13 protein-coding genes and 4 tRNA genes are annotated in these 18,809 nt (G+C 65.8%); 12 read left to right on the top strand and 5 right to left on the bottom strand.

Going from position 1 to position 18,809, the window contains the following annotated elements; genetic code table 11:
- Window positions 1–602: 602 nt before the first annotated feature.
- Window positions 603–752: a DUF937 domain-containing protein gene (locus AB0L58_RS42475; RefSeq protein WP_364397288.1), complete on the bottom strand. Its 150-nt coding sequence runs from the start codon at window positions 750–752 to the stop codon at window positions 603–605.
- Between the two features lie 185 nt (window positions 753–937).
- Window positions 938–1,010, bottom strand: a tRNA-Lys gene (locus AB0L58_RS42480).
- 849 nt (window positions 1,011–1,859) lie between these two features.
- Between AB0L58_RS42480 and AB0L58_RS42485 the strand changes: the two genes are divergently transcribed.
- From AB0L58_RS42485 to AB0L58_RS42515, 7 genes are all read left to right on the top strand, one after another.
- On the top strand, window positions 1,860–2,525 hold the full coding sequence (locus AB0L58_RS42485; RefSeq protein ID WP_364397258.1) for a TetR/AcrR family transcriptional regulator: 666 nt from the start codon (window positions 1,860–1,862) through the stop codon (window positions 2,523–2,525).
- Window positions 2,526–2,618: 93 nt separating this feature from the next.
- Window positions 2,619–2,691, top strand: a tRNA-Glu gene (locus tag AB0L58_RS42490).
- A gap of 29 nt (window positions 2,692–2,720) precedes the next feature.
- A tRNA-Asp gene (locus tag AB0L58_RS42495) sits at window positions 2,721–2,794 on the top strand.
- A 59-nt stretch (window positions 2,795–2,853) separates the two neighbouring features.
- A tRNA-Phe gene (locus AB0L58_RS42500) sits at window positions 2,854–2,930 on the top strand.
- 246 nt (window positions 2,931–3,176) lie between these two features.
- On the top strand, window positions 3,177–3,353 hold the full coding sequence (locus tag AB0L58_RS42505) for a DUF6374 family protein (protein ID WP_364397260.1): 177 nt from the start codon (window positions 3,177–3,179) through the stop codon (window positions 3,351–3,353).
- A gap of 631 nt (window positions 3,354–3,984) precedes the next feature.
- Window positions 3,985–4,170, top strand: a complete 186-nt coding sequence (locus AB0L58_RS42510) for a hypothetical protein (RefSeq protein WP_364397263.1) — start codon at window positions 3,985–3,987, stop codon at window positions 4,168–4,170.
- 240 nt (window positions 4,171–4,410) lie between these two features.
- A complete protein-coding gene (locus AB0L58_RS42515) occupies window positions 4,411–5,130 on the top strand; it encodes a polyprenol monophosphomannose synthase (RefSeq protein WP_364397265.1) in 720 nt (239 codons plus the stop codon).
- A 91-nt stretch (window positions 5,131–5,221) separates the two neighbouring features.
- On the opposite strand, the gene AB0L58_RS42520 is transcribed toward AB0L58_RS42515, so the two are convergent.
- Together AB0L58_RS42520 and AB0L58_RS42525 are read right to left on the bottom strand one after the other, a co-directional pair.
- Window positions 5,222–6,676 carry an HAD-IB family hydrolase gene (locus AB0L58_RS42520; protein WP_364397268.1) on the bottom strand — a complete coding sequence of 485 codons (1,455 nt, stop codon included), beginning with the start codon at window positions 6,674–6,676 and terminating at the stop codon, window positions 5,222–5,224.
- Complete coding sequence (locus AB0L58_RS42525; protein ID WP_364397271.1) at window positions 6,676–9,129, bottom strand: glycerol-3-phosphate 1-O-acyltransferase; 2,454 nt, start codon at window positions 9,127–9,129, stop codon at window positions 6,676–6,678. The genes AB0L58_RS42520 and AB0L58_RS42525 overlap by 1 nt, the downstream gene beginning before the upstream one ends.
- A gap of 162 nt (window positions 9,130–9,291) precedes the next feature.
- On the opposite strand from AB0L58_RS42525, the gene AB0L58_RS42530 reads away from it, so the two are divergent.
- Entirely contained in the window at window positions 9,292–10,056 is a 765-nt protein-coding gene (locus AB0L58_RS42530) for a DUF2127 domain-containing protein (protein WP_364397273.1), read from the top strand.
- A 103-nt stretch (window positions 10,057–10,159) separates the two neighbouring features.
- Window positions 10,160–11,470 carry a nocobactin biosynthesis salicylate synthase NbtS gene (nbtS, locus tag AB0L58_RS42535; RefSeq protein WP_364397276.1) on the top strand — a complete coding sequence of 437 codons (1,311 nt, stop codon included), beginning with the start codon at window positions 10,160–10,162 and terminating at the stop codon, window positions 11,468–11,470.
- 124 nt (window positions 11,471–11,594) lie between these two features.
- Here nbtS and AB0L58_RS42540 read toward each other — a convergent pair whose 3' ends face one another.
- On the bottom strand, window positions 11,595–13,214 hold the full coding sequence (locus tag AB0L58_RS42540) for an AMP-binding protein (RefSeq protein WP_364397279.1): 1,620 nt from the start codon (window positions 13,212–13,214) through the stop codon (window positions 11,595–11,597).
- Window positions 13,215–13,386: 172 nt separating this feature from the next.
- On the opposite strand from AB0L58_RS42540, the gene AB0L58_RS42545 reads away from it, so the two are divergent.
- The 3 genes from AB0L58_RS42545 to AB0L58_RS42555 all read left to right on the top strand — a co-directional run bounded on the left by AB0L58_RS42545 (window position 13,387) and on the right by AB0L58_RS42555 (window position 18,382).
- Window positions 13,387–16,860, top strand: a complete 3,474-nt coding sequence (locus AB0L58_RS42545) for an amino acid adenylation domain-containing protein (protein WP_364397281.1) — start codon at window positions 13,387–13,389, stop codon at window positions 16,858–16,860.
- A gap of 39 nt (window positions 16,861–16,899) precedes the next feature.
- Window positions 16,900–17,790: an oxidoreductase gene (locus AB0L58_RS42550; protein WP_364397283.1), complete on the top strand. Its 891-nt coding sequence runs from the start codon at window positions 16,900–16,902 to the stop codon at window positions 17,788–17,790.
- Window positions 17,791–17,911: 121 nt separating this feature from the next.
- The gene (locus AB0L58_RS42555) at window positions 17,912–18,382 is read left to right on the top strand and encodes a carboxymuconolactone decarboxylase family protein (RefSeq protein ID WP_364397286.1); all 471 of its coding nucleotides are present in this window, start codon (window positions 17,912–17,914) and stop codon (window positions 18,380–18,382) included.
- The last annotated feature ends 427 nt before the right edge of the window (window positions 18,383–18,809 follow it).

Raw genomic sequence — 18,809 nt, forward strand, 5'->3', positions numbered from 1 at the left:
ATTCCTTTGCCAGGGAGAGGTGCCGGTTGACGTTTTCTTCGGCAACCGGCTCCAACTCCGTGAGCAGCTCGAGTTGAGTCAGATCCCTTGCCATATACAAGCCCTTCATGTGTGTGCGCTCTTGCTGGTCAGGCCCCCGAGTAGACCGTGTGCCGATGCGGCCATACCTTACGGCACCGTAGGTGTGATGCGAAACGCATCTGGCGGACAAATGAGACCTCGTGATAGAGGTCATACGCCGACGTCGGCGTTCGACAACCACACCGAGTGTAGGGGGTCGGCCCGTAGCAAGGGGTTTATCGCTGCCGGCCGAGAGTCGTTAGCCCAGGGTGCGGTAGCACACAAAGTCGCTGGTGCCGCCATCGCGGTTGGTCACCGGTCGCGGCCGAAAAGTCGGCCGAGTGCACCACCTGTGTTCTTGGCCAACGCTTCTCCGCTCGCCCCGTCGTCCCGAGCAGACCATCGAGTACGTCTCCGATGCCGCCACCTGACCGCGCCTGCGGGCATCGACCGGCTAGGCCATCACGATCGGAGCCGGCATCGGTAGCGGTCAACCACCGCTGCCTCCCCTCGACCGGTTCGTTGTGCTGATCCGGCGGGCCTTAGGCGGCCACGTCCGCTGGCTCGGTCATGTTGTTCGGCAATCCGCCGAGCAGGGTCGGCAATTCCGCCTTTATCGCATTCGCCGCGGTGGCCCGGTCGACGCCTGACTTGCCGGCGATCTGGGTGATGGGAACCAGGGAGCGCCAAATCGTCGAAGGAAGTCATCGGCTCCACCTGTTGTCGAGGGATGCCCCTGGTTTGTGCGGGCGCCCGCAGTGTGGGAAAGCCCGGACGGAATGTGGCGTTTCACGGTCGGAGCGGGACGCGCGGGTAAGGGCGGTCGGGCCGGAAAATGGCTCAGGCGTCCGGTGTGTGAACCGGACGCCTGAGGAGGTGCCCCCAGTAGGGCTCGAACCTACGACCTGCGGATTAAAAGTCCGTAGCTCTACCAACTGAGCTATAGGGGCGCGGATGGACAGTGTAGTGGGCCGGGCGCGGATCGGGTAACCGGGGGCGGGGCGCGTCGGCTGGGGCGTGGTTCGGTACGCCTGGTGTTGACGAGTGCCGGAACCGAGTCGTGCTGGCGCGCCGGGTAACACGGCACGTGTACGCAGCGATGCTGCCGGTAAACATTTGGTACCCAGCTTTGTTCATTCCTACCGAGCCGGGCTACCATCCAATCATGTTGCGTACCAATGTCTTTGGATTTGCGGGAGGTGTAGGGCCAGTGCGCGGGGGGACGCAGCAAGGCGGCTGGCCGGTGTCGCGCGGTCGGCACCGCGGTGATCGGGCCGCTGGTCGACTCGGGTGAACAGTGCTGTGTCGCTATCGAATTCGGAAATCCGTGGCATCACTTTGCGTGATTGCGCGAAGTTAGCTGTAACAGATATCCGGATGTTTCGATGGCTGGAGTCTTCGGTTTGCCGCGTGTCGGATGACGTTTCCGGGTACGGTGACGACTTGGTGAATTACGGAAGAATCGCCGACTTACCCGATGATCCGGAATTCGGCTTATCGTTGGTGTGCCCGAACGTGTCGCGGCCGGTACGACCGATCGCGACTTCCTACGAGTCGACGGCGGGGGAGGCAGATCCGAGACGAAGTAATGCCCAGGTGCGCACCCCCTGCGGCGCACCTGGGCAGGAAAACTATACCAGCTGGTGTGTTTAAGGATTTTCGCAAGTTTTCGTACCGAAAGTTTGAAACGGGGCGAAATCCTGATTTGAAGTATTGATAAAACTCATGACTTCGCGCCAAGGGTCCGTTCCTTTGGGGGCACCGATTGGCGACGAGTAGGCTTCGGAGGCGTTTCGAGCATGGCACGGCAGCAAGAGCGGGCCCGCCGGACACGCGCGGCGATAATCAGGTCCGCCGCCGTTGAGTTCGGGAAGAGCGGCTATGCCGCTGCATCGCTCAACCGCATATTGGAAGGTTCGCGCGCCACCAAGGGCGCTATGTACTTTCATTTCGATTCCAAGGAAGATCTCGCACGCGCGGTACTCGAGACCGCGGTCGACCGATACCGCACATCGGCCGAGCGTTGGCTTGCCAGAACGGATCTCGGTCCGCTCGACGTGCTGCACGGGATGGTCGACGAGGTCGCATTGCGACTCGAGCACGACATCATCGTGCAGGCCGAATTCCGATTGATCATCGAACCGGACTTCTATCGCGATGTGCAGGCCGGCGGCGGTCGCATACTCGGCCGCGCCACCAGAGCGCTCGCGGTCCGTGCCATCGATCAGGGGCAGCTGCGCGCCGACGCCGACCCGGACCGCTTCACCCGCACCATCTCTGCCGCGCTGGCCGGACAGCGCTATCTGATCGACATCCTCGGCAGCGGGGTCGATCTGCGTGCCCGGTTCCAGGAGGCGCTCGAGGTGGTGGTCGAGGCGATGGCCACCCCGGAGTGGGCCGAGAAGTTCCGCAATGACGGCTGGCGGGCGCAGGCCCGACTCGAAGAGCTCGGTTTGGGAGCCTGAACAGCCGATTTGGGAAACGCGGCCGGTCTGTCATAAGCTATCCCAGCTCCCAACGGACAGCCGTTGAAGCCGGTCCGGAGAAATCCGGGGCGAGCCCCCTTCGTCTAGCGGCCTAGGACGCCGCCCTTTCAAGGCGGTAGCGCGGGTTCGAATCCCGTAGGGGGTACGGTCTTCGGATCGTTGGAAGCAACGCAAGGCCCTGTGGCGCAGTTGGTTAGCGCGCCGCCCTGTCACGGCGGAGGTCGCGGGTTCGAGTCCCGTCAGGGTCGCAAAATAAGCGCCGGAGCAATCCGGCGTTTCGCGTATGGCATTCACCACGGGTGCCTGCGGCCAGGTAGCTCAGTTGGTACGAGCGTCCGCCTGAAAAGCGGAAGGTCGCCGGTTCGATCCCGGCCCTGGCCACCAAATCCCTCCGGCGCATCACCTGGTCGGGGGGATTTTTTTGTATCGATACCCGGTGAGGGCATCGGTGCTTGCCTCTGGTTGACTGCTGAGACCGAGCTTGGGGACCGTGGGGCATGCCCGAATTGTGATGTTCGACTCTCCGCCTGGTTCGCCCATCGATAGCCGCTTGGTCGGAGGGGGTGTCTGCCTGCGTGTCCGATGTTCGCCGCTATCGAAACTTTGTTCGATTCGGAGTAGTCTCCGTTCATGCCACTTTCTCGACTCGACTGGGCACGCATGAATCTGGAGCAGGTGCGTGAACAACTCTTGGAGGCCGCCGCGTTCGGCAAGTATCTGCCACCTGAGCAACTGGAAAACGCGGCCGGCAAGATCGCCGAGGGGATGCGTATCTACGTGGAGGAAACCCAGGGCGTCGGCAGATAGAGCGCCTATCCGCGCTCGCTTCCGTCTTTCGCTGACGTCGCTCTCCGGCGGGTGTGGATATTTCGTAGATGTGCGTCCGGTGGGTGTCGCCGCTTCTCGACGTGACCGTGTTTTCGATGCGGCGTTGAGCACATCCGGGCCACGCCCGGCCCGAGCACCACGACCTGCAAAATCAGTCACCCAGACGCGACCACACGCACGAGACACCCGACACCGATGAGACGGCCGCATCAGCGGCGCACAACACTAGAAAGACGGCGCAGCGCAGGCCCAACCAGCCCCCACGCAAGCGACGAACACACTCGGGCCACGCCCGGCCCGACAGTCACCACAGCAGCGACCGGGCCCGCGCGCCACTACACCCACGGTGTGGTGGGCCTTCCGGTGTCGCGCTTCTCGGGTGTGGGCCGTCACAGCGGTGGTGTGCTGTCGGTATGGCGCTTCGCGGTGGGACCTTGTTTCGCAGCTGGCGTTGGTCAGGTGTGGTTGTCACTGGAAGGTGTCTTTCGTGCACCTCCCATGGGTGGTTTCGATTGCGGCCGTCTCTCGCGCCCACGAAGGGCAGCGGATTTCGAGGTGTCGGGGGTGGAAAAGGACGGTCTGTTGATCATGGTGGTGGGATGCTGGAGGGATGGCGGAGAAGTGGTATTACTGCTTGAAGCATCAGCGGGCCGAGAGTGGGAAACAGTGTTGGTTCCGGGATCGGATGGGGCCGTATCCGGATCGGGGCACTGCTGAGCGGGCGTTGGAGATCGTGCACGCGCGCAATGCTCGGGAGGATGCGCGGGATCGGGACTGGCGCGACGGGGATAAGTGAGGGCGCGCCAGGGGTGGTGCGCGGCAACTGATTTCGGTGTGGATCCGGGGGCGGCCGGTGCGGACGGCGGCGCGATGTGCGAGGTAGTCGGCACATCGCGGGTATTCGGGTGGCGGCGGGAGCGTGCGGGCGCTCAGGTGGTCTTTAGGTCGATCAAGTACGGTTCTTGGCAATCAGACGAGTGCTCCGGGTCCTGTCGTGGGTCTGCGGGCTGGAACAGGTGAGCAGGGAGGGCGACCCTTGAGGGTTACCGTTGTTGTGCCGACCTACAACGAGCGGGAGAATCTGCCGGTTGCGGTGGAGCGGCTGACGGCGCTGCCGGTGCCCGATCTGCATGTGCTCGTGGTGGATGACAATTCGCCGGACGGGACCGGTGAGATCGCCGACAAGCTGGCGGCGGAGCTGCCGAATGTCGTCGGCGTACTGCACCGCACCGAAAAGGACGGATTGGGCCGCGCCTACGTGGCCGGGATCACGCGGGCGCTGGACGACGGCGCCGATGTGGTGATCCAGATGGACGCCGACCTGTCGCATCCGGCCGAGGTCATTCCGGCCATGCTGGAGAAGCTGAACACCACCGATGCCGGTGTCGTGCTCGGGTCCCGCTATGTGCCCGGCGGGTCCACCGCCGAGGAGTGGAAGTGGTACCGCAAAGCACTGTCGGCCTGGGCCAACTTCTACGTGAACCTGATCCTGCGCCTCGGCGTCAAGGATGCGACCGCCGGATTCAAGGCTTGGAAGGCCGACACCCTGCGCGCGATCGACGTCGCCTCGATTCGCAGCAACGGATACTCCTTCCAGGTCGAGATGAACCATCGAACCGTCAAGAACGGCATCACCATCGCGGAGGTACCCATCCGTTTCGAGGAGCGCACCCTGGGCGCCTCCAAAATGAGCCTCAAAGTCCAGCTCGAATCCGCACTCATGCCGTGGAAGCTCCTCTTCGGCCGCTCGGTCTGAGGCCGCTCGGTCGGACAACAACCCGGCACCCCGTGTCGCAACCGGGCACCCGGTACAAGGGGTGCCCGGTGGATAGACGGGGTGCCCGGGGTCAGTGGTCCGGGGGCGGCCAGTTGAGCAAGGTGTCGGTGTAGAGCTGACGGACGGCTTCTACGTTGGCGTCCATGTCGTTGGGGTTCCAGGTGGTGACGTCGATCGGGGGGAGGATGGCGACGTCGACGGTGCCCTTGCGGGCGATCATCGAGTTGCGCCAGTTGATTTCGCCCGCATTGCGGATGACCACCGGGATCACCGGCACCCCGGCCTGAATCGCGATATGGAAGGCGCCCTTCTTGAACGGGCCGATGCCCGGGGTATATGACCGTGTGCCTTCGGGGGCGACCGCGATCGACAGGCCGTCGCGCAGTGTCTGCACCACCGGTGCCAGCGCCGCCTTCGCCTGCGTGGTGTTCGCACGGTCGATGAAGGTGACGCCGACGAACCGCATCAGCGGACCGAAAAGCGGATTCTTCGTCAGCTCCTTCTTTCCGATACCGGTGACCCCACCTTCGAGCACTTTGGGCAGGATGATCACGTCGAACTGGCTCTGATGGTTGAACAGGAATACGGCCGGTCTCGGGGCACGGGCGTTTTCCGCACCGCTGACGCGCAGCCGGATGCCGGTCGCGCCGAGCGTCGCACCGGTTCCGTAGGCCATGAGCGCATCAGCCATCTTCCGGCGCTGGCGCGTGTACGACTTGCTCAGGACGCCGAACAACGCACCGGCCAGTAGTCCGGCGAATCCGGCGATGGTGCGCAGATAGTCGGCCGGGCGCGGTGGTCGGCGCGGACGGAACGTCAGTATCGGCCAATTCTGTTCGGCGGCAGCGGTGCCGAGCTGGTGATCGGGATTCACCACCACTGGATGCCCGGCCAGTGAGAGCAATGGCAGATCGGCGATGCTATCCGCGTAGGCGTAGCTGCGGGTGATATCCAGTCCATGCGCCGCCGCGAATTCGCGGACCGCGTCGGCCTTGCCATTGCGCCACAGGGTCTTTCCGTCCGTGAAACCGGTGAGTACACCATCGGTCGTCGCCATCCGGGTGTACAGCACATGCTCGATGCCGAGTTCGGCCGCGGCGGGTTCGACCTGGAATCGGGTCAGTGCGGTCGCGAGCACCACGGTGTGCCCGGCGGTCGCGTGGGTCCGGATCAGCTGCCACGCTTCGGGATACAGGTGGCCGTAGATCTGCTGCCGGAACAGCCGCGTGCCCAACTCGTCCAGCTCGGCTTCCGGTTGGTCGGCCAGTGTCCGCATGGCCTGCTGGACGAACCGGCCGTATTCGCCGTCGGTGAGTCCGTTGCGGATGCTGCCGAGCAGGGTATCCGCGGCGGTTGCGCGCTTATCGCGCCGGAATGTCCGCCGCCACAGCGATGGCGGTTCGAAACCGTCCACAACGGTGGCGAAGTCGAAGACCGCGGCGACTTCCGGACCCTGCGGCCCGGATCGGATGGCGGCGATGGCAGCCGCGAGATCCGTTGGGACCGCGGGGCGCTGTTCGGCCATCAGGCCCCTCGCACGGGCATGTTGGACGGATCGAGCGCGGCGGCCTGCGAGATCAAGGCCGCGATCGTGCGCAACTGATCGGCGAATTCGATTCTGCGCTGAGTCAACTCGGCCCTCGGCTTGGCCGAGTCGCGACTCACGCGCGTCAACAACCCGTGATTGTCCGCGAGTTTGAGTGCGCTGGCGAATAATTCGGTGGAGACCGACTCCGGACTGTGCAGTCGCTGCTGCAGCAGCATCTGCTTACCGACCGCGACGCATTCGTCGATGAACTCCTTGCGATCGATTTCCTCGGCACTGTCGCGGGCCGCCAGCCGCTCGGCCACCACCAGCTGCGCGTCGACGAATGCGCGCAGCGCTCGGTGCGCCATCATGAATCCGGATGCGGTGAGCTTGTGCAGAATGTCCTCGCCGAGGGTGTCCGTTGCGGTGTGCTGGTGCCATTCCGGGTCCACCAGCAGCATTTCGGCGGTCATCTGCGCCGAGAACTCGGCCCGCTCCGGAAAGAAGAATTCGAACTTGAGCAGATCGCGCAGCCGGAAGGCCTCGTCCCAGCCCGCCCGCAGCTGATCCGGCGCCTGCATCTCCAACGCGGCCAGGATGGACAATTCGAGGATGGCGCGATTGATGAACCAGTGCACCGCGCTATTGCGATAGAACGCCGCCTCCAGATGCGCACCCGATTCGATCGAATACACCGGTTCCAGCCCACCGCGATATACCGTCACTACCTTGGCCAGCGACAACTGTTCGAGTACCACCGCGAGACTCTGCTCATCGCGCAATGCGGCCAGTTCGCCGCGCGGCAAATCACGCTTCTCGATATACCGGAGCACCGGGGCCAGCACGGTACGCACCTCGCCCAGGGTGAGCGCACGCTCGTGCACACCAAGTAGCGCCAGGGTGACCAGCGCGTTGACCGTGATCGGGGTGACCGCATTGATGCCGACAGCGACCTCGAAGGCCAACCGCTGCACGGCCTTTCGCTCCAGCTCGGTGACCTCGGCCGACGCGGCGATATTGCCCGGTTCGGTCCCCGCCGGTTCGGTGCGGTGCAGCGGAATGATCGTCGGCGCCGGGGTGAGCGGATCCCCGTACGCGGCCAGGCGATCGCGCGCCGACAGCGGTTCGCCGAATCGGACATAGACATGTCCGGCCGAATGCTGTTGGCTGCGCACATAACGGGCCAGCCAGGCCAGCCCCTCCGGCTTCTTCTTCCCGCCCACCTGCTCGGTGGCGATGGCGCCCAGTTCGTTGAGTCGCTCATACGTGATCGAGACCGGGACGAGCAGGACATCATCGATCCGATTCGAACGGACCGCGGCGGCAAGGTAATTCAGCAACCCGTAGCGCGGCGGGCGCAGCTTGCCGGTGCGCGTGCGGCCGCCCTCGAAGTACCACTCCATATTGAACCGCTTGGCCAGCAGGTAGGCGAAGTACTCCTCGACCACCGCCTTGTAGACCTCGTCGTCACCGAAGCTGCGGCGGATGAAGACCGTGCCGGTGCGCCGGGCGATCGGACCCATCGGCCAGAAACTCAGATTAGCGCCGCCGATCACATGATTCGGTGGAAAGTCATTGCGGGCCAGCACATCACCGAGGACGAACGCGTCGACATAGGACCGGTGCGAGGGCAGGAAGACCAGCGGATAGCTCCGGTTCAACGCACGCAGCCCGTCCAGGCCGGAGTCGTCGGAGTCGACCTTCCAGGTCGAGGCGTGGATCGGCCGCATCGCCTGGGTGAACAGATCGGTGACCAGCCTGCTCTGCGCGGCGACGAGTTCGTTCAGCGCCTTCTCCGCCCGCCGGTACACCTCATGCGGACTCGTCCCGAGCTGGTCGGCGATGAGTTCGAGCCTGCGCAGGAAGTCGGGGGAGTCGAGGATCTCCTCGGCCACCAGCCGCGGCACCTTGTAGCGGTCACCGATGACGGAACGTTCGGCCCGTTCCAGGGCGACCACTGCGGCGCGCACGATGGCACGGGCGAACGGCTCGGCGGAGCCCTTCATGAGCAGGGCCGCGGCCTCCGGATTGTTGGCGCGCAACTCGCTGAGCAGGGCGGGCTGCCCGGTGAGCACCACATGACGGTCCGATTTGCCGACCAACCGGCGCTGCGCGAGGCGGTTCGGCTTGCGCGGATTGGTCAGCAGGGCCATATCGGCGAAGGTGATGCGGCGGACCCCGTCGCGTTCCGGCGGCAGCCACAGCACCCGGATCGGCACCACCAGCGGATCGTCGCGCCGCCCGACAAGTCGATCGCCGATCGCACCCGCATCCAGATCCAACTGGGTGATGGGTGCGTCGACGCCGAGCTCATGCTCGAGGCCGCCCTCGGCCAGCCAGGTGCCGACGAGTTCGCGTTCCACGCCGGAGCCCGCATCGATCAGTGCCACCACCGAATCGGGTGCCGCCGCTCGAACCGAAGCGGGCGAATCCCCGCGGTGATCGATCATGACTCCAATGTCCTTTCTCGACAGGCCGCCGCGACTGCCGATCCCCCTATTGAAGCCCGCCAGTGGATTCCGCGCAGGAACTCCGGCGGGCGAGTTGGCCATCGGGCATCGATACGGCGTTTGCGATCGCGGCCGATCGCGATGGCGAACTAGGCTGCGCGCATGGATTGGGCGCTACGCGCGTGCGGCTGGCACGGCCATTACACCTATGCCCCGGACGAACCGGATCTGGCGGAGCGACTGCACGTGCAGACGGTGGCCGGCGTCGCGTGGCGCTGTCTGCGCTGCGGCACTTTCGTGCCCGGCGAACCGGTCGGCTCCGGGCCCGCCGACCATGCTCCGGAGGTGCCGCGTGGACGACTGCTGCGGGACCGCTGGCTGATGCGGGCGTTGGCGATCGAGCGGTTGGCGCGCGGACTGCTCTTGGTGGTCGCCGCGCTGGCCGTCTTCAAATTCCGGTCCTCACGCGAGGATATGCGGGCGGCCTTCGACGAGGAGCTGCCGCTGTTGCGACCGCTGGCCGATCAGATCGGCTGGGATATCGACCGATCCAAGATCGTGCATCTGATCGATGACGCGTTCTCGCTGTCGAATACGACCCTGCTGTGGGTGGCTATCGGCATCCTCGCGTATGCGGCACTGCAAGGCATCGAGGCGGTCGGGCTGTGGTTGGTCAAGCGCTGGGGTGAGTACTTCGCGGTGGTCGCGACCAGTATTTTCCTGCCGCTGGAGATCTACGAGTTGACCGAGAAGATCACCGTGCTGCGCATCGGCGCGCTGCTGATCAATATCGCCGCGGTGGTCTGGCTGGTCTACAGCAAGCGGTTGTTCGGCGTGCGCGGCGGCGGCGCCGCGTATCACGCGGAGCACAGCACGGAGAGTCTGTTGAGCGTCGAGCGGTCGGCGCTCGCGGTGCCCGCGGAGTAACCGTCTTCGGGGCCGTCGCTGTGGTCTCGAGCACAGTCACGATCTAGGCAGGTAATGCTAACCTTACTTTTCAAAGTTAGGTCAGCATAACCTTGGAGGATCGTTGTCGACCACGGAGCGCTTGCGCGTTGAGTATGTGACCGATCCGGCGGCAGCGATGTCCCGGCTGGCGGCCGCCGAGCGCTTCGGCGAATACGTGATGTACGAACGGCCCGGCGAATGGGTATTCGCGGCGGATCCGCTCGGCAGCGTCGAACTCGACGCGAACGAATTGCGGGTGTCCTGGGATGGGCGCGGCACGACGACCACCTGGGAGGGGAGCCCGGCGCGGGTCATCGACAACGCGCTCGGCACGCTGCCGCTGGGCGGGCGTCGGGCCTACGGCTGGATCGGATTCGAATTCTGCGCATGGGCATTGGATGCGACGCGGCATCTCGATCCGCGAACCGCACTGGCCCATCTGATGATTCCGCGCATCGAGGTGCGGGTCGGCGAGTTCGGTGTACGAATTTCCGGCGCGACACCGGCCGAGGCCGCCGACATTCACGATCTCATCGCCGCCTCGCAGGAAACCGAACTGCCGCAAGCGCATCCGGTCGACGTACGTCTCGATCCGACCGGATATCGGGACCGGGTCGCCGAGGCGGTCGCGGAAATCCGTTCCGGCCGTTATCAGAAGGTCATCCTGTCCAGGAAGGTCGATCTGCCGTTCACGGTGGATGTGCCCGCCAGCTACCGGCTCGGCCGGGCCAACAACACACCGGCGCGCTCGTTCCTGCTTCGCCTCGGTGGACTGGAGGCGGCCGGATTCAGTCCCGAATTGGTCGCCTCCGTCGACGAGGATCGGGTGGTCACCACGGAGCCGCTCGCCGGGACGCGTGCCTTCGGGCTCGGCGAGGCCATCGATATGGCGGCGCGGGCCGATCTCGTCACCGATCCCAAAGAGATCGTCGAGCACGCGATTTCGGTGCAGACCTCCTTTGCCGAGATCACCGAGGTGGCCGATCCGGGCACATCCGTGGTCTCCGATTTCATGGCGGTCCGGGAACGTGGCAGTGTGCAGCATCTGGCCTCCACGGTGCGTGGCCGGCTGGCCGCGGACCGTTCCAGCTGGGATGCGCTGGAGGTCTTGTTCCCGTCGGTTACGGCATCCGGCATTCCGAAGCGCGCGGGCGTCGATTCGGTGTTCCGGCTCGACGGCGCGCCGCGCGGCCTGTATTCCGGTGCCGTGGTGACCATTTCGCCGAGCGGTGCGATGGAGGCGACGCTGGTGCTGCGTGCGGTCTACCAGACCACCGAGGGTGCCTGGTTGCGGGCGGGCGCGGGCATTGTCGGGCAGTCGCGGCCGGAGCGGGAATTCGAGGAGACCTGCGAGAAGTTGGGCAGCGTCGCGCCGTATGTGGTCAAGGCGTAGCAATTCGAATTCGCACCCATCAAGGTGGGCCCGCATTCCGAATCATCTGCTGGGGCAACCCGGTTATCCGGGGTTCGGATCGGTGGTGGCGAGTTCGGACTCGCGCCACCACCGATCGTTCCGGTCAGCCGTGACTGGCGCGCAGGGCCTTCTTATCGATCTTGCCGACGGCGGTGATCGGGAGTTCACCGGCCTGGCGCAACAGATCCGGGAGTTTGTAGGTCGCCAGACCGCGGTCGGCGAGGAAGGATTTGAGCTGCGCCAGGGTGGGCATCTCGCCGTCGACAACCAGGACGGCGCAGACCTTTTCACCCAGTGCGGCATCGGGAAGGCCGACCGCGGCGGCATGTCGGACCGACGGGTAGGCGAGCAGATGTTCCTCGAGCTCGTCGCAGGAGATGTTCTCACCGCCGCGGTTGATGACGTCCTTGATACGGCCGGAGACGATCAGATGGCCGCTGGGCAGGCGGCGCACGAGATCGCCGGAGCGGTAGTAGCCGTCGGGGGTGAAGGCGCGGACATTGTGTTCGGGGGCGCGGTAGTAGCCGCGGATCGTATAGGGGCCCTTGGTGAGTAGTTCACCCTCTTCGCCAGGGGCGACATCATCGCCGTCGGCATCCACCACCCGCACCTCGTCGGCAGGTGACAGCGGACGGCCCTGGGTGGTGCAGACGATATCGGTGGTGTCGTCGAGGCGGGTGTAGTTGAGCAGGCCCTCGGCCATACCGAAGACCTGTTGCAGTTGAACGCCAAGTGCGGGCGCCACCGCACGGGCATTCACCTCGGCCAGCCGTGCGCCGCCGACCTGGAGCAGGCGCAGCGAGCCGAGATCGGCGTCCTCCCATTCGGTTGCCGCGCACCAGAGTTGGGCCAGCGGCGGCACGACGGCGGTGACGGTGACGCGATGCCGCTCGATGGCGGCAAAGGCGCTTTCCGGGCTCGGATCGGTGGTGAAGGTGACGGCCGCGCCGACCGATACGGCACCCAAGACGCCGGGGCAGGCCAGTGGGAAGTTGTGTGCGGCGGGCAGTGTCGCGAGGTAGACGTCGTCCTCGGTCAGTCCGCAGACCTGCGCGCTGGCGGTGGCGTTGTAGACGTAGTCGTCGTGGGTGCGCGCGATCAGCTTCGGCAGGCCGGTGGTACCGCCGGAGACCAGCATCAGGGCGATATCGCTCGGGTCGATATCGGGGAGTGGACCACCGTCGCGGGGGATGGAATTCAGATCCGTGCCGGGGCCCGGATCGCCGAGTACGAGCACGTGGCGCAGGGTGGGTACGGCCGAACGGACGGTTTCGGCCAGCTCGCGGTAGTCGAAGTCGCCGAGCCGGTCGGCCACGATATAGGCGACCGCTTCGGAAAGTCCGGCCAGATGCTCGATTTCGGCGCGGCGATGCGCGGGCAGGGTCAGCACCGGAATGATTCCGGCGCGCAGCAACCCGAACAGGACCGTCAGGAATTCCGGCACATTCGGCAGCTGTACAACCACCCGATCGCCCGGTGTTATGCCGAGTGCGAGTAGACCGTGCGCCATCCGGTCGGCCTCGGCATCCACCCATGCGTAGGTGTGCGCGCGGTCGGCATCGAGCAGTGCGGTGCGGTGCGGGTGCCGGGTCGCGGTCGCGCGCAGCAGGTCGCCGAGCGGGCGGCCGGTCCAGAAACCGGCCGCGCGATAGGCGGTGGCATCGGCGGTCGGGAACGGGACGTAGCCGTCGCGATGGGTGGGCGAGGTGGATGTCGAAGTCACGGTCGGCCTCACAAGATCTACTGCACGGTTAGGGTCTCATAACATAGGTTAGGCAACCCTATCTCAATGCGATAGGCTGCTGCCGAGCAGTCTCGATCCGCCGGATGCGGCGGCGACCAAGGAGTGACAGCGCCAGATGGAGCCAGCACAGCGACCGGGGGACGGAGCGGGGATGACGATCGGCCGGGAGGAAATTCGCGCGGCCATTGCTGAGCAACTCGACGTGCCGATCGAAACGATCACCGACGACGATGACCTGATCCAGCTCGGACTGGACTCCATTCGCACGATGAAATTGGCGGGTGGCTGGCGCAAGCGCGGGCTGGAGATCAACTTCGCGCAGTTGGCGGCGGCGCCCTCGGTCGCGGAGTGGGCGCGATTGCTCGGCGTCGACGAATCCGCCGGGGCGGCTCCGGAGGTCGAAGTCGCGGCTGCCGAAAAGGTCGATCCCGAGGACGAATTCGCGCCGTTCCCGTTGGGTTCGATGCAGCACGCCTATTGGATCGGTCGCTCCGAGGAACAGGACCTCGGTGGCGTCGCCGCGCACCTGTACGTCGAATTCGACGGTGTCGAGGTCGATCCCGACCGACTGGCGCGGGCGGTGGCCGATCTCGTCGCGGTGCATCCGATGCTGCGCACCAGATTTCTTCCCGACGGCACTCAGCAGACGATCCGCACGCCAGACCTTTCGGCGTTCTCGGTCGTCGATCTGCGCGCGCATACTCCGGCCGCGGCCGAGGTCGAGCTGGAGCGGTTGCGCGATAGCAAGACGCATCAGCGGCTGGCCATCGAGACGGGACAGGTGCTCGATGTGACGCTGAGCCTGCTCGCCGACGGCCGCACCCGGCTACATCTCGATGTCGACATGATCGCGGGTGACGCGATGAGCTATCGAGTGCTCGTCGCCGATCTAGCCGAGCTCTACCACGGCGGCACGGTGCCGCCGCAGGGCTACAGCTATCGCCGCTATCGCACCGAGCGCACGGTGGATGCGGTTGCCAGGGAACGTGATAAGCAGTGGTGGCGCGATCGGCTGCCGCAGCTGCCCGGCGCGCCGGAGCTGGCCACCATTCCGTTCGGCGAGCGCGCCGAGCCGCATCGGACCGTCCGCTACAACCACTGGCTGGCGCCGGAAGCCAAGCAGCGGCTGCTCACCGCCGCGCATGCCCGCGGGATCACACCGGCGATGGCACTGGCCGCAGTATTCGCCGAGACCATCGGCGGCTGGTCGGCGCAGAGCCGTTTCCTACTGAATGTGCCGCTGTTCCACCGGGAACCGGTGCATCCGGATATCGACCGGGTGATCGGCGATTTCACCTCCTCGATCATGTTGGAGGTGGATGTCACCGAGAACGTGACGGTCACCGAGCGGGCCAGGGCACTACAGCGCGCGATGCACGAAAGCGGTGCGCACACGTCGTATTCCGGGCTGGAGGTGCTGCGCGATCTCGGCAGGCACCGCGGCGAGCCGGTGCTCGCGCCGATCGTCTACACCAGCGCGCTCAACCTGGGCGAGCTGTTCGCCACGTCGGTCACCGAGACCTTCGGCGAGCCGGTCTGGATCATCTCGCAGGGTCCGCAGGTGCTGTTGGACGCGCAGGTCACCGAGGTACGCGGCGGGCTGCTGCTCAATTGGGACGTGCGCGAATCGGCGTTCCCGACGGGAATGATCGATGCCATGTTCGCCAGCTACACCGAGGCGATCGGCAGGCTGAGTGCGGGCGCGGCGGGCTGGAGTGCGGAGGCGGCGGTACACCTGCCGGTCGCGCAGGCCGCCGTGCGTGCCGCGGTGAACGCAACCGACGGTCCGGTCTCCGGACGGGTGCTGCACCAGGGTTTCTTCGACCATGCCCGCAGCGCGCCGGACGCACCGGCGGTGCGGTGGCGCCGCGCCGGCGTCGACGGTGGCTGGAGCTATGGCGAGCTTGCCGCACAAGCGCTTTCGATCGCGGCCGCGCTGCGCGAGATCGGCGTGCGTGCGGGCGAAACCGTCGCGGTGCAGCTGCCGAAGGGGCCGGACCAGATCCTCGCCGTACTCGGTGTGCTCGCGGCGGGTGCGGCCTATGTGCCGATCGGTTTCGATCAGCCGGTCGGGCGGCGTGCGGAGATCCTGCGCACCGGTGACGTGGTCGCCGCGCTCACCGTGGACGGTGCCGATATGGGTCGTGCCGATGTCGCCTGTCTGCCGCTGTCGGCCGCGCGTAACCATCCGAATCCGTTGGCCGAGCCGGTGATTCCGGATCCGGAGTCGATCGCATATGTGCTGTTCACCTCCGGCTCCACCGGTGTGCCCAAGGGCGTGGATGTGCCGCACCGCGGTGCGATGAACACCATCGACGCGGTGAACGAGTGGTTCGAGGTGGGCCCGGCCGACCGGGTGCTCGGCCTGTCCGCGCTGGAATTCGACGCCTCCGTCTACGACATGTTCGGCATGTTCGCCGTCGGCGGTTCGGTGGTCGCGCTCTCGGCCGCGCAGCGCGAGGAGGCCACCAGCTGGGTGGAACTACTGACCCAGCATCGGGTTTCGATCCTCAACTGTGTGCCGAGCATGCTCGATATGATCCTGGAGATCGGCGGTGATCACCTGGGCGATTCGCTGCGCGCGGTCACCCTCGGCGGCGATTGGGTCGGCGCCGATCTGGCGCGGCGGCTGGCCAGGCAGGTGCCGGGCTGCCGGTTCTCCGGTCTGGGTGGCGCTACCGAAACCTCCATCCACAACACCATTTGCGAGGTCGTCGACCCGCCCGAGCATTGGGCCACCGTCCCGTTCGGCGTACCGCTGCGCAATGTGCGCTGCCGCGTGGTGAATTCGGCGGGTCGCGACTGCCCGGACTGGGTGCCAGGCGAATTCTGGGTGGGCGGTGCGAATGTCGCGGCCGGATATCGCAACGATCCGGAGCGCACCGCCGAGCGGTTCGTCGTCCATGACGATCTGCGCTGGTACCGCACCGGTGATATGGCGCGCTACTGGCCCGACGGCACCATCGAATTCCTCGGTCGCGCCGACCATCAGGTCCAGATCCGTGGCTACCGGGTGGAATTGGGCGAGGTGGAAAGCGGACTGCGTACCGCGGCGGGTGTGCGGCACGCGGTGGCCGCCGTGGTCGGCAAGGGCGCGCCGAAGCTGGTTGCGGCGGTTTCGGGCGAGGTCGAATCCGTCGAGGGAATTGTCGCCGCGGTGCGTGATCTGCTGCCCGGCTACATGATTCCCACCCGCATCGAGACCCTCGAGCAGATGCCGCTGACCGATAACGGCAAGCTGGATCGCCGCGCGGTGGTGGCACTGCTGGAGCCCGATGCGGCCGAAGCGGTGGACGCGCGTCCGCGCACGCCGCTGGAGGCCGCGTTGGCCACCGTCGTCGCCGAGGTGCTCGGTACCGAACGCATCGGCGTGCACGACGACTTCTTCGGGGCGGGCGGTGACTCGGTGCTGGCCACCACGGCCGTCGCCAGGATCCGCGATTGGCTGGAGGCCGACCACGCGCTGGTCGCCGATCTGCTGGTCGGTCGGACGGTGGCCGGGTTGGCGGCGCGGCTGGTCGAGCGTGAGACCGACCGCGGTACGCCCGATCGCCTGGATGCTGTCGCCAAGCTGTACCTGGAGGTGGCGGCGATGACCGATGCGGAGATCCTCGCGCAGGCGTGAGCCGTGAGAATGGTCACCGCGCACACTAGACTTCCGGATATGAGCCATTGGGATACCTCGAACATCCCCGATCAGAATGGCCGCACGATCATCGTCACCGGCGCGAACAGCGGGCTGGGTGCGGTGGCGGCGCGTGCGCTGGCCGGGGCAGGTGCGCAGGTGGTCCTGGCCTGTCGGAATGTGGCCAAGGGCGAGAAGGTGGCGGGGGAGATCGGTGCGCGGGCCGAGGTGCGCAAGCTCGATCTCGCGGATCTGGCTTCGGTGCGCGCGTTCGCCGATGCAGTGGATCGGGTCGATGTACTGGTCAACAATGCCGGCGTGATGGCGTTGCCGGAGCAGCGCACCGCTGACGGCTTCGAAATGCAGATCGGCACAAACCATCTCGGCCATTTCGCACTGACCGGGCTACTGCTGGACAAGATTTCGGACCGGGTGGTCACCGTCTCCAGCGGTGCGCACCGAGCGGGCAAGATCGATCTGGACGATCTGAACTGGGAGCACCGCAAGTACCAGCGCTGGTCCGCCTACGGTCAGTCGAAGCTGGCCAACCTCATGTTCGCCTACGAACTGCAGCGCAGGCTTTCCGCGGCGGGCTCGTCGACGCTTTCGGTGGCCGCACATCCCGGTTATGCCGCAACGGAACTGCAGTCGCATACCGAATCCATCCAGGACAAGGTCATGGCGCTGGGCAATCGGCTGCTGGCACAGAGCGCCGAGATGGGTGCGCTGCCCGAGATCTACGCGGCGACCGAGCAGGTCGAGCCGGGCGCGTTCTATGGTCCGACCGGATGGGGCGGCATGCGCGGCTACCCGGGACGCTCCGGTTCCAGCGCGGCATCCAAGGACGAGCAGGTCGCGCGCGGCCTGTGGGCGCTGTCGGAGAAGCTGACCGGCGTCACCTACACCTTCGGTGAACAGCCGAATCCATAGCGGCGCTGGGCAACTCGGGATGTGCAGCACTGCGTGATGCAGGTCACATTCGGGGATGTCACACTGGGGGTGGGCCGCATCGTCCTCTCTGTGAACCCAACCGAATGGAAAGGCACAGATCATGGAACAGCGCTTCAACCTCTACGAGAACCCCATCGCCGGTAGCTACGTCAAGCGCCTGGTCACCGCGGGGAAGGTCGTCGACGGATCCTCCCTGCCCAAGGCCACCTACGAGCTGGTCAAGATCCGCGCCAGCCAGATCAACGGCTGCGGCATGTGCGTCGATATGCACACCAAGGACGCCGCGCACGCCGGCGAGACCTCCGTGCGACTCAACCTGGTCGCCGCCTGGCACGAGGCCACCGTCTTCACCGAGGCCGAGCGCGCCGCCCTCGCCCTCACCGAAGAGGCCACCCGCATCGGTGACGGCCGCGGCGTCAGCGATGAGACCTGGGAGCAGGTGCGCAAGCACTACGACGACGATCAGACCGCGGCCCTCATAGCGGCCATCGCCACGATCAACGCGTGGAACCGGATGAATGTGATCGTCCGCACGCCGGCCGGTGGTTACGTCCCGGGTCAGCTGGGCTGATATCGGGATACTTTCACGCGATCGCAACCCCGGCGGAGCGAGTCTTACGTGCGACGTTCGTGGCCTGAGTCGAAGGTGTGGCCATCGAACGCAGCCGAGTCGTCGGAGCGCGTGCGCCGTGGGCGGGGGACTCGCTCGTCTGGTGTGTGTGCATCAGGTGCCGAACGTCCCGTCATCAGTGATCCCGGTGGAGCGAGTCTTACGAGCGACCGTTCGTGGTCTGTCTCGTGTTCGAGTTGTCGAAGCGTATGCGCCGTAGGTGCGGGACTTACCCGTCTGGTGCGTATACGTCGGGTGCGGAGCACCCTGCTATCAGTGACCACCGCGGAGCGAGTCTTACGAGCGACCGTTCGTGGTCTGTCTCGTGTTCGAGTTGTCGAAGCGTATGCGCCGTAGGTGCGGGACTTACCCGTCTGGTGTGTATACG

This window comes from Nocardia sp. NPDC052112 (assembly GCF_040680135.1).
GTDB lineage: Bacteria > Actinomycetota > Actinomycetes > Mycobacteriales > Mycobacteriaceae > Nocardia.

Bases quoted from the DNA above. Each gene is read 5' to 3' on its own strand.
- AB0L58_RS42485 (WP_364397258.1), top strand. From the start codon at position 1,860: ATGGCACGGCAGCAAGAGCGGGCCCGCCGGACACGCGCGGCGATAATC.
- AB0L58_RS42505 (WP_364397260.1), top strand. From the start codon at position 3,177: ATGCCACTTTCTCGACTCGACTGGGCACGCATGAATCTGGAGCAGGTG.
- AB0L58_RS42510 (WP_364397263.1), top strand. From the start codon at position 3,985: ATGGCGGAGAAGTGGTATTACTGCTTGAAGCATCAGCGGGCCGAGAGT.
- AB0L58_RS42520 (WP_364397268.1), bottom strand. From the start codon at position 6,676: ATGGCCGAACAGCGCCCCGCGGTCCCAACGGATCTCGCGGCTGCCATC.
- AB0L58_RS42525 (WP_364397271.1), bottom strand. From the start codon at position 9,129: ATGATCGATCACCGCGGGGATTCGCCCGCTTCGGTTCGAGCGGCGGCA.
- AB0L58_RS42530 (WP_364397273.1), top strand. From the start codon at position 9,292: ATGGATTGGGCGCTACGCGCGTGCGGCTGGCACGGCCATTACACCTAT.
- AB0L58_RS42545 (WP_364397281.1), top strand. From the start codon at position 13,387: ATGACGATCGGCCGGGAGGAAATTCGCGCGGCCATTGCTGAGCAACTC.
- AB0L58_RS42550 (WP_364397283.1), top strand. From the start codon at position 16,900: ATGAGCCATTGGGATACCTCGAACATCCCCGATCAGAATGGCCGCACG.
- AB0L58_RS42555 (WP_364397286.1), top strand. From the start codon at position 17,912: ATGGAACAGCGCTTCAACCTCTACGAGAACCCCATCGCCGGTAGCTAC.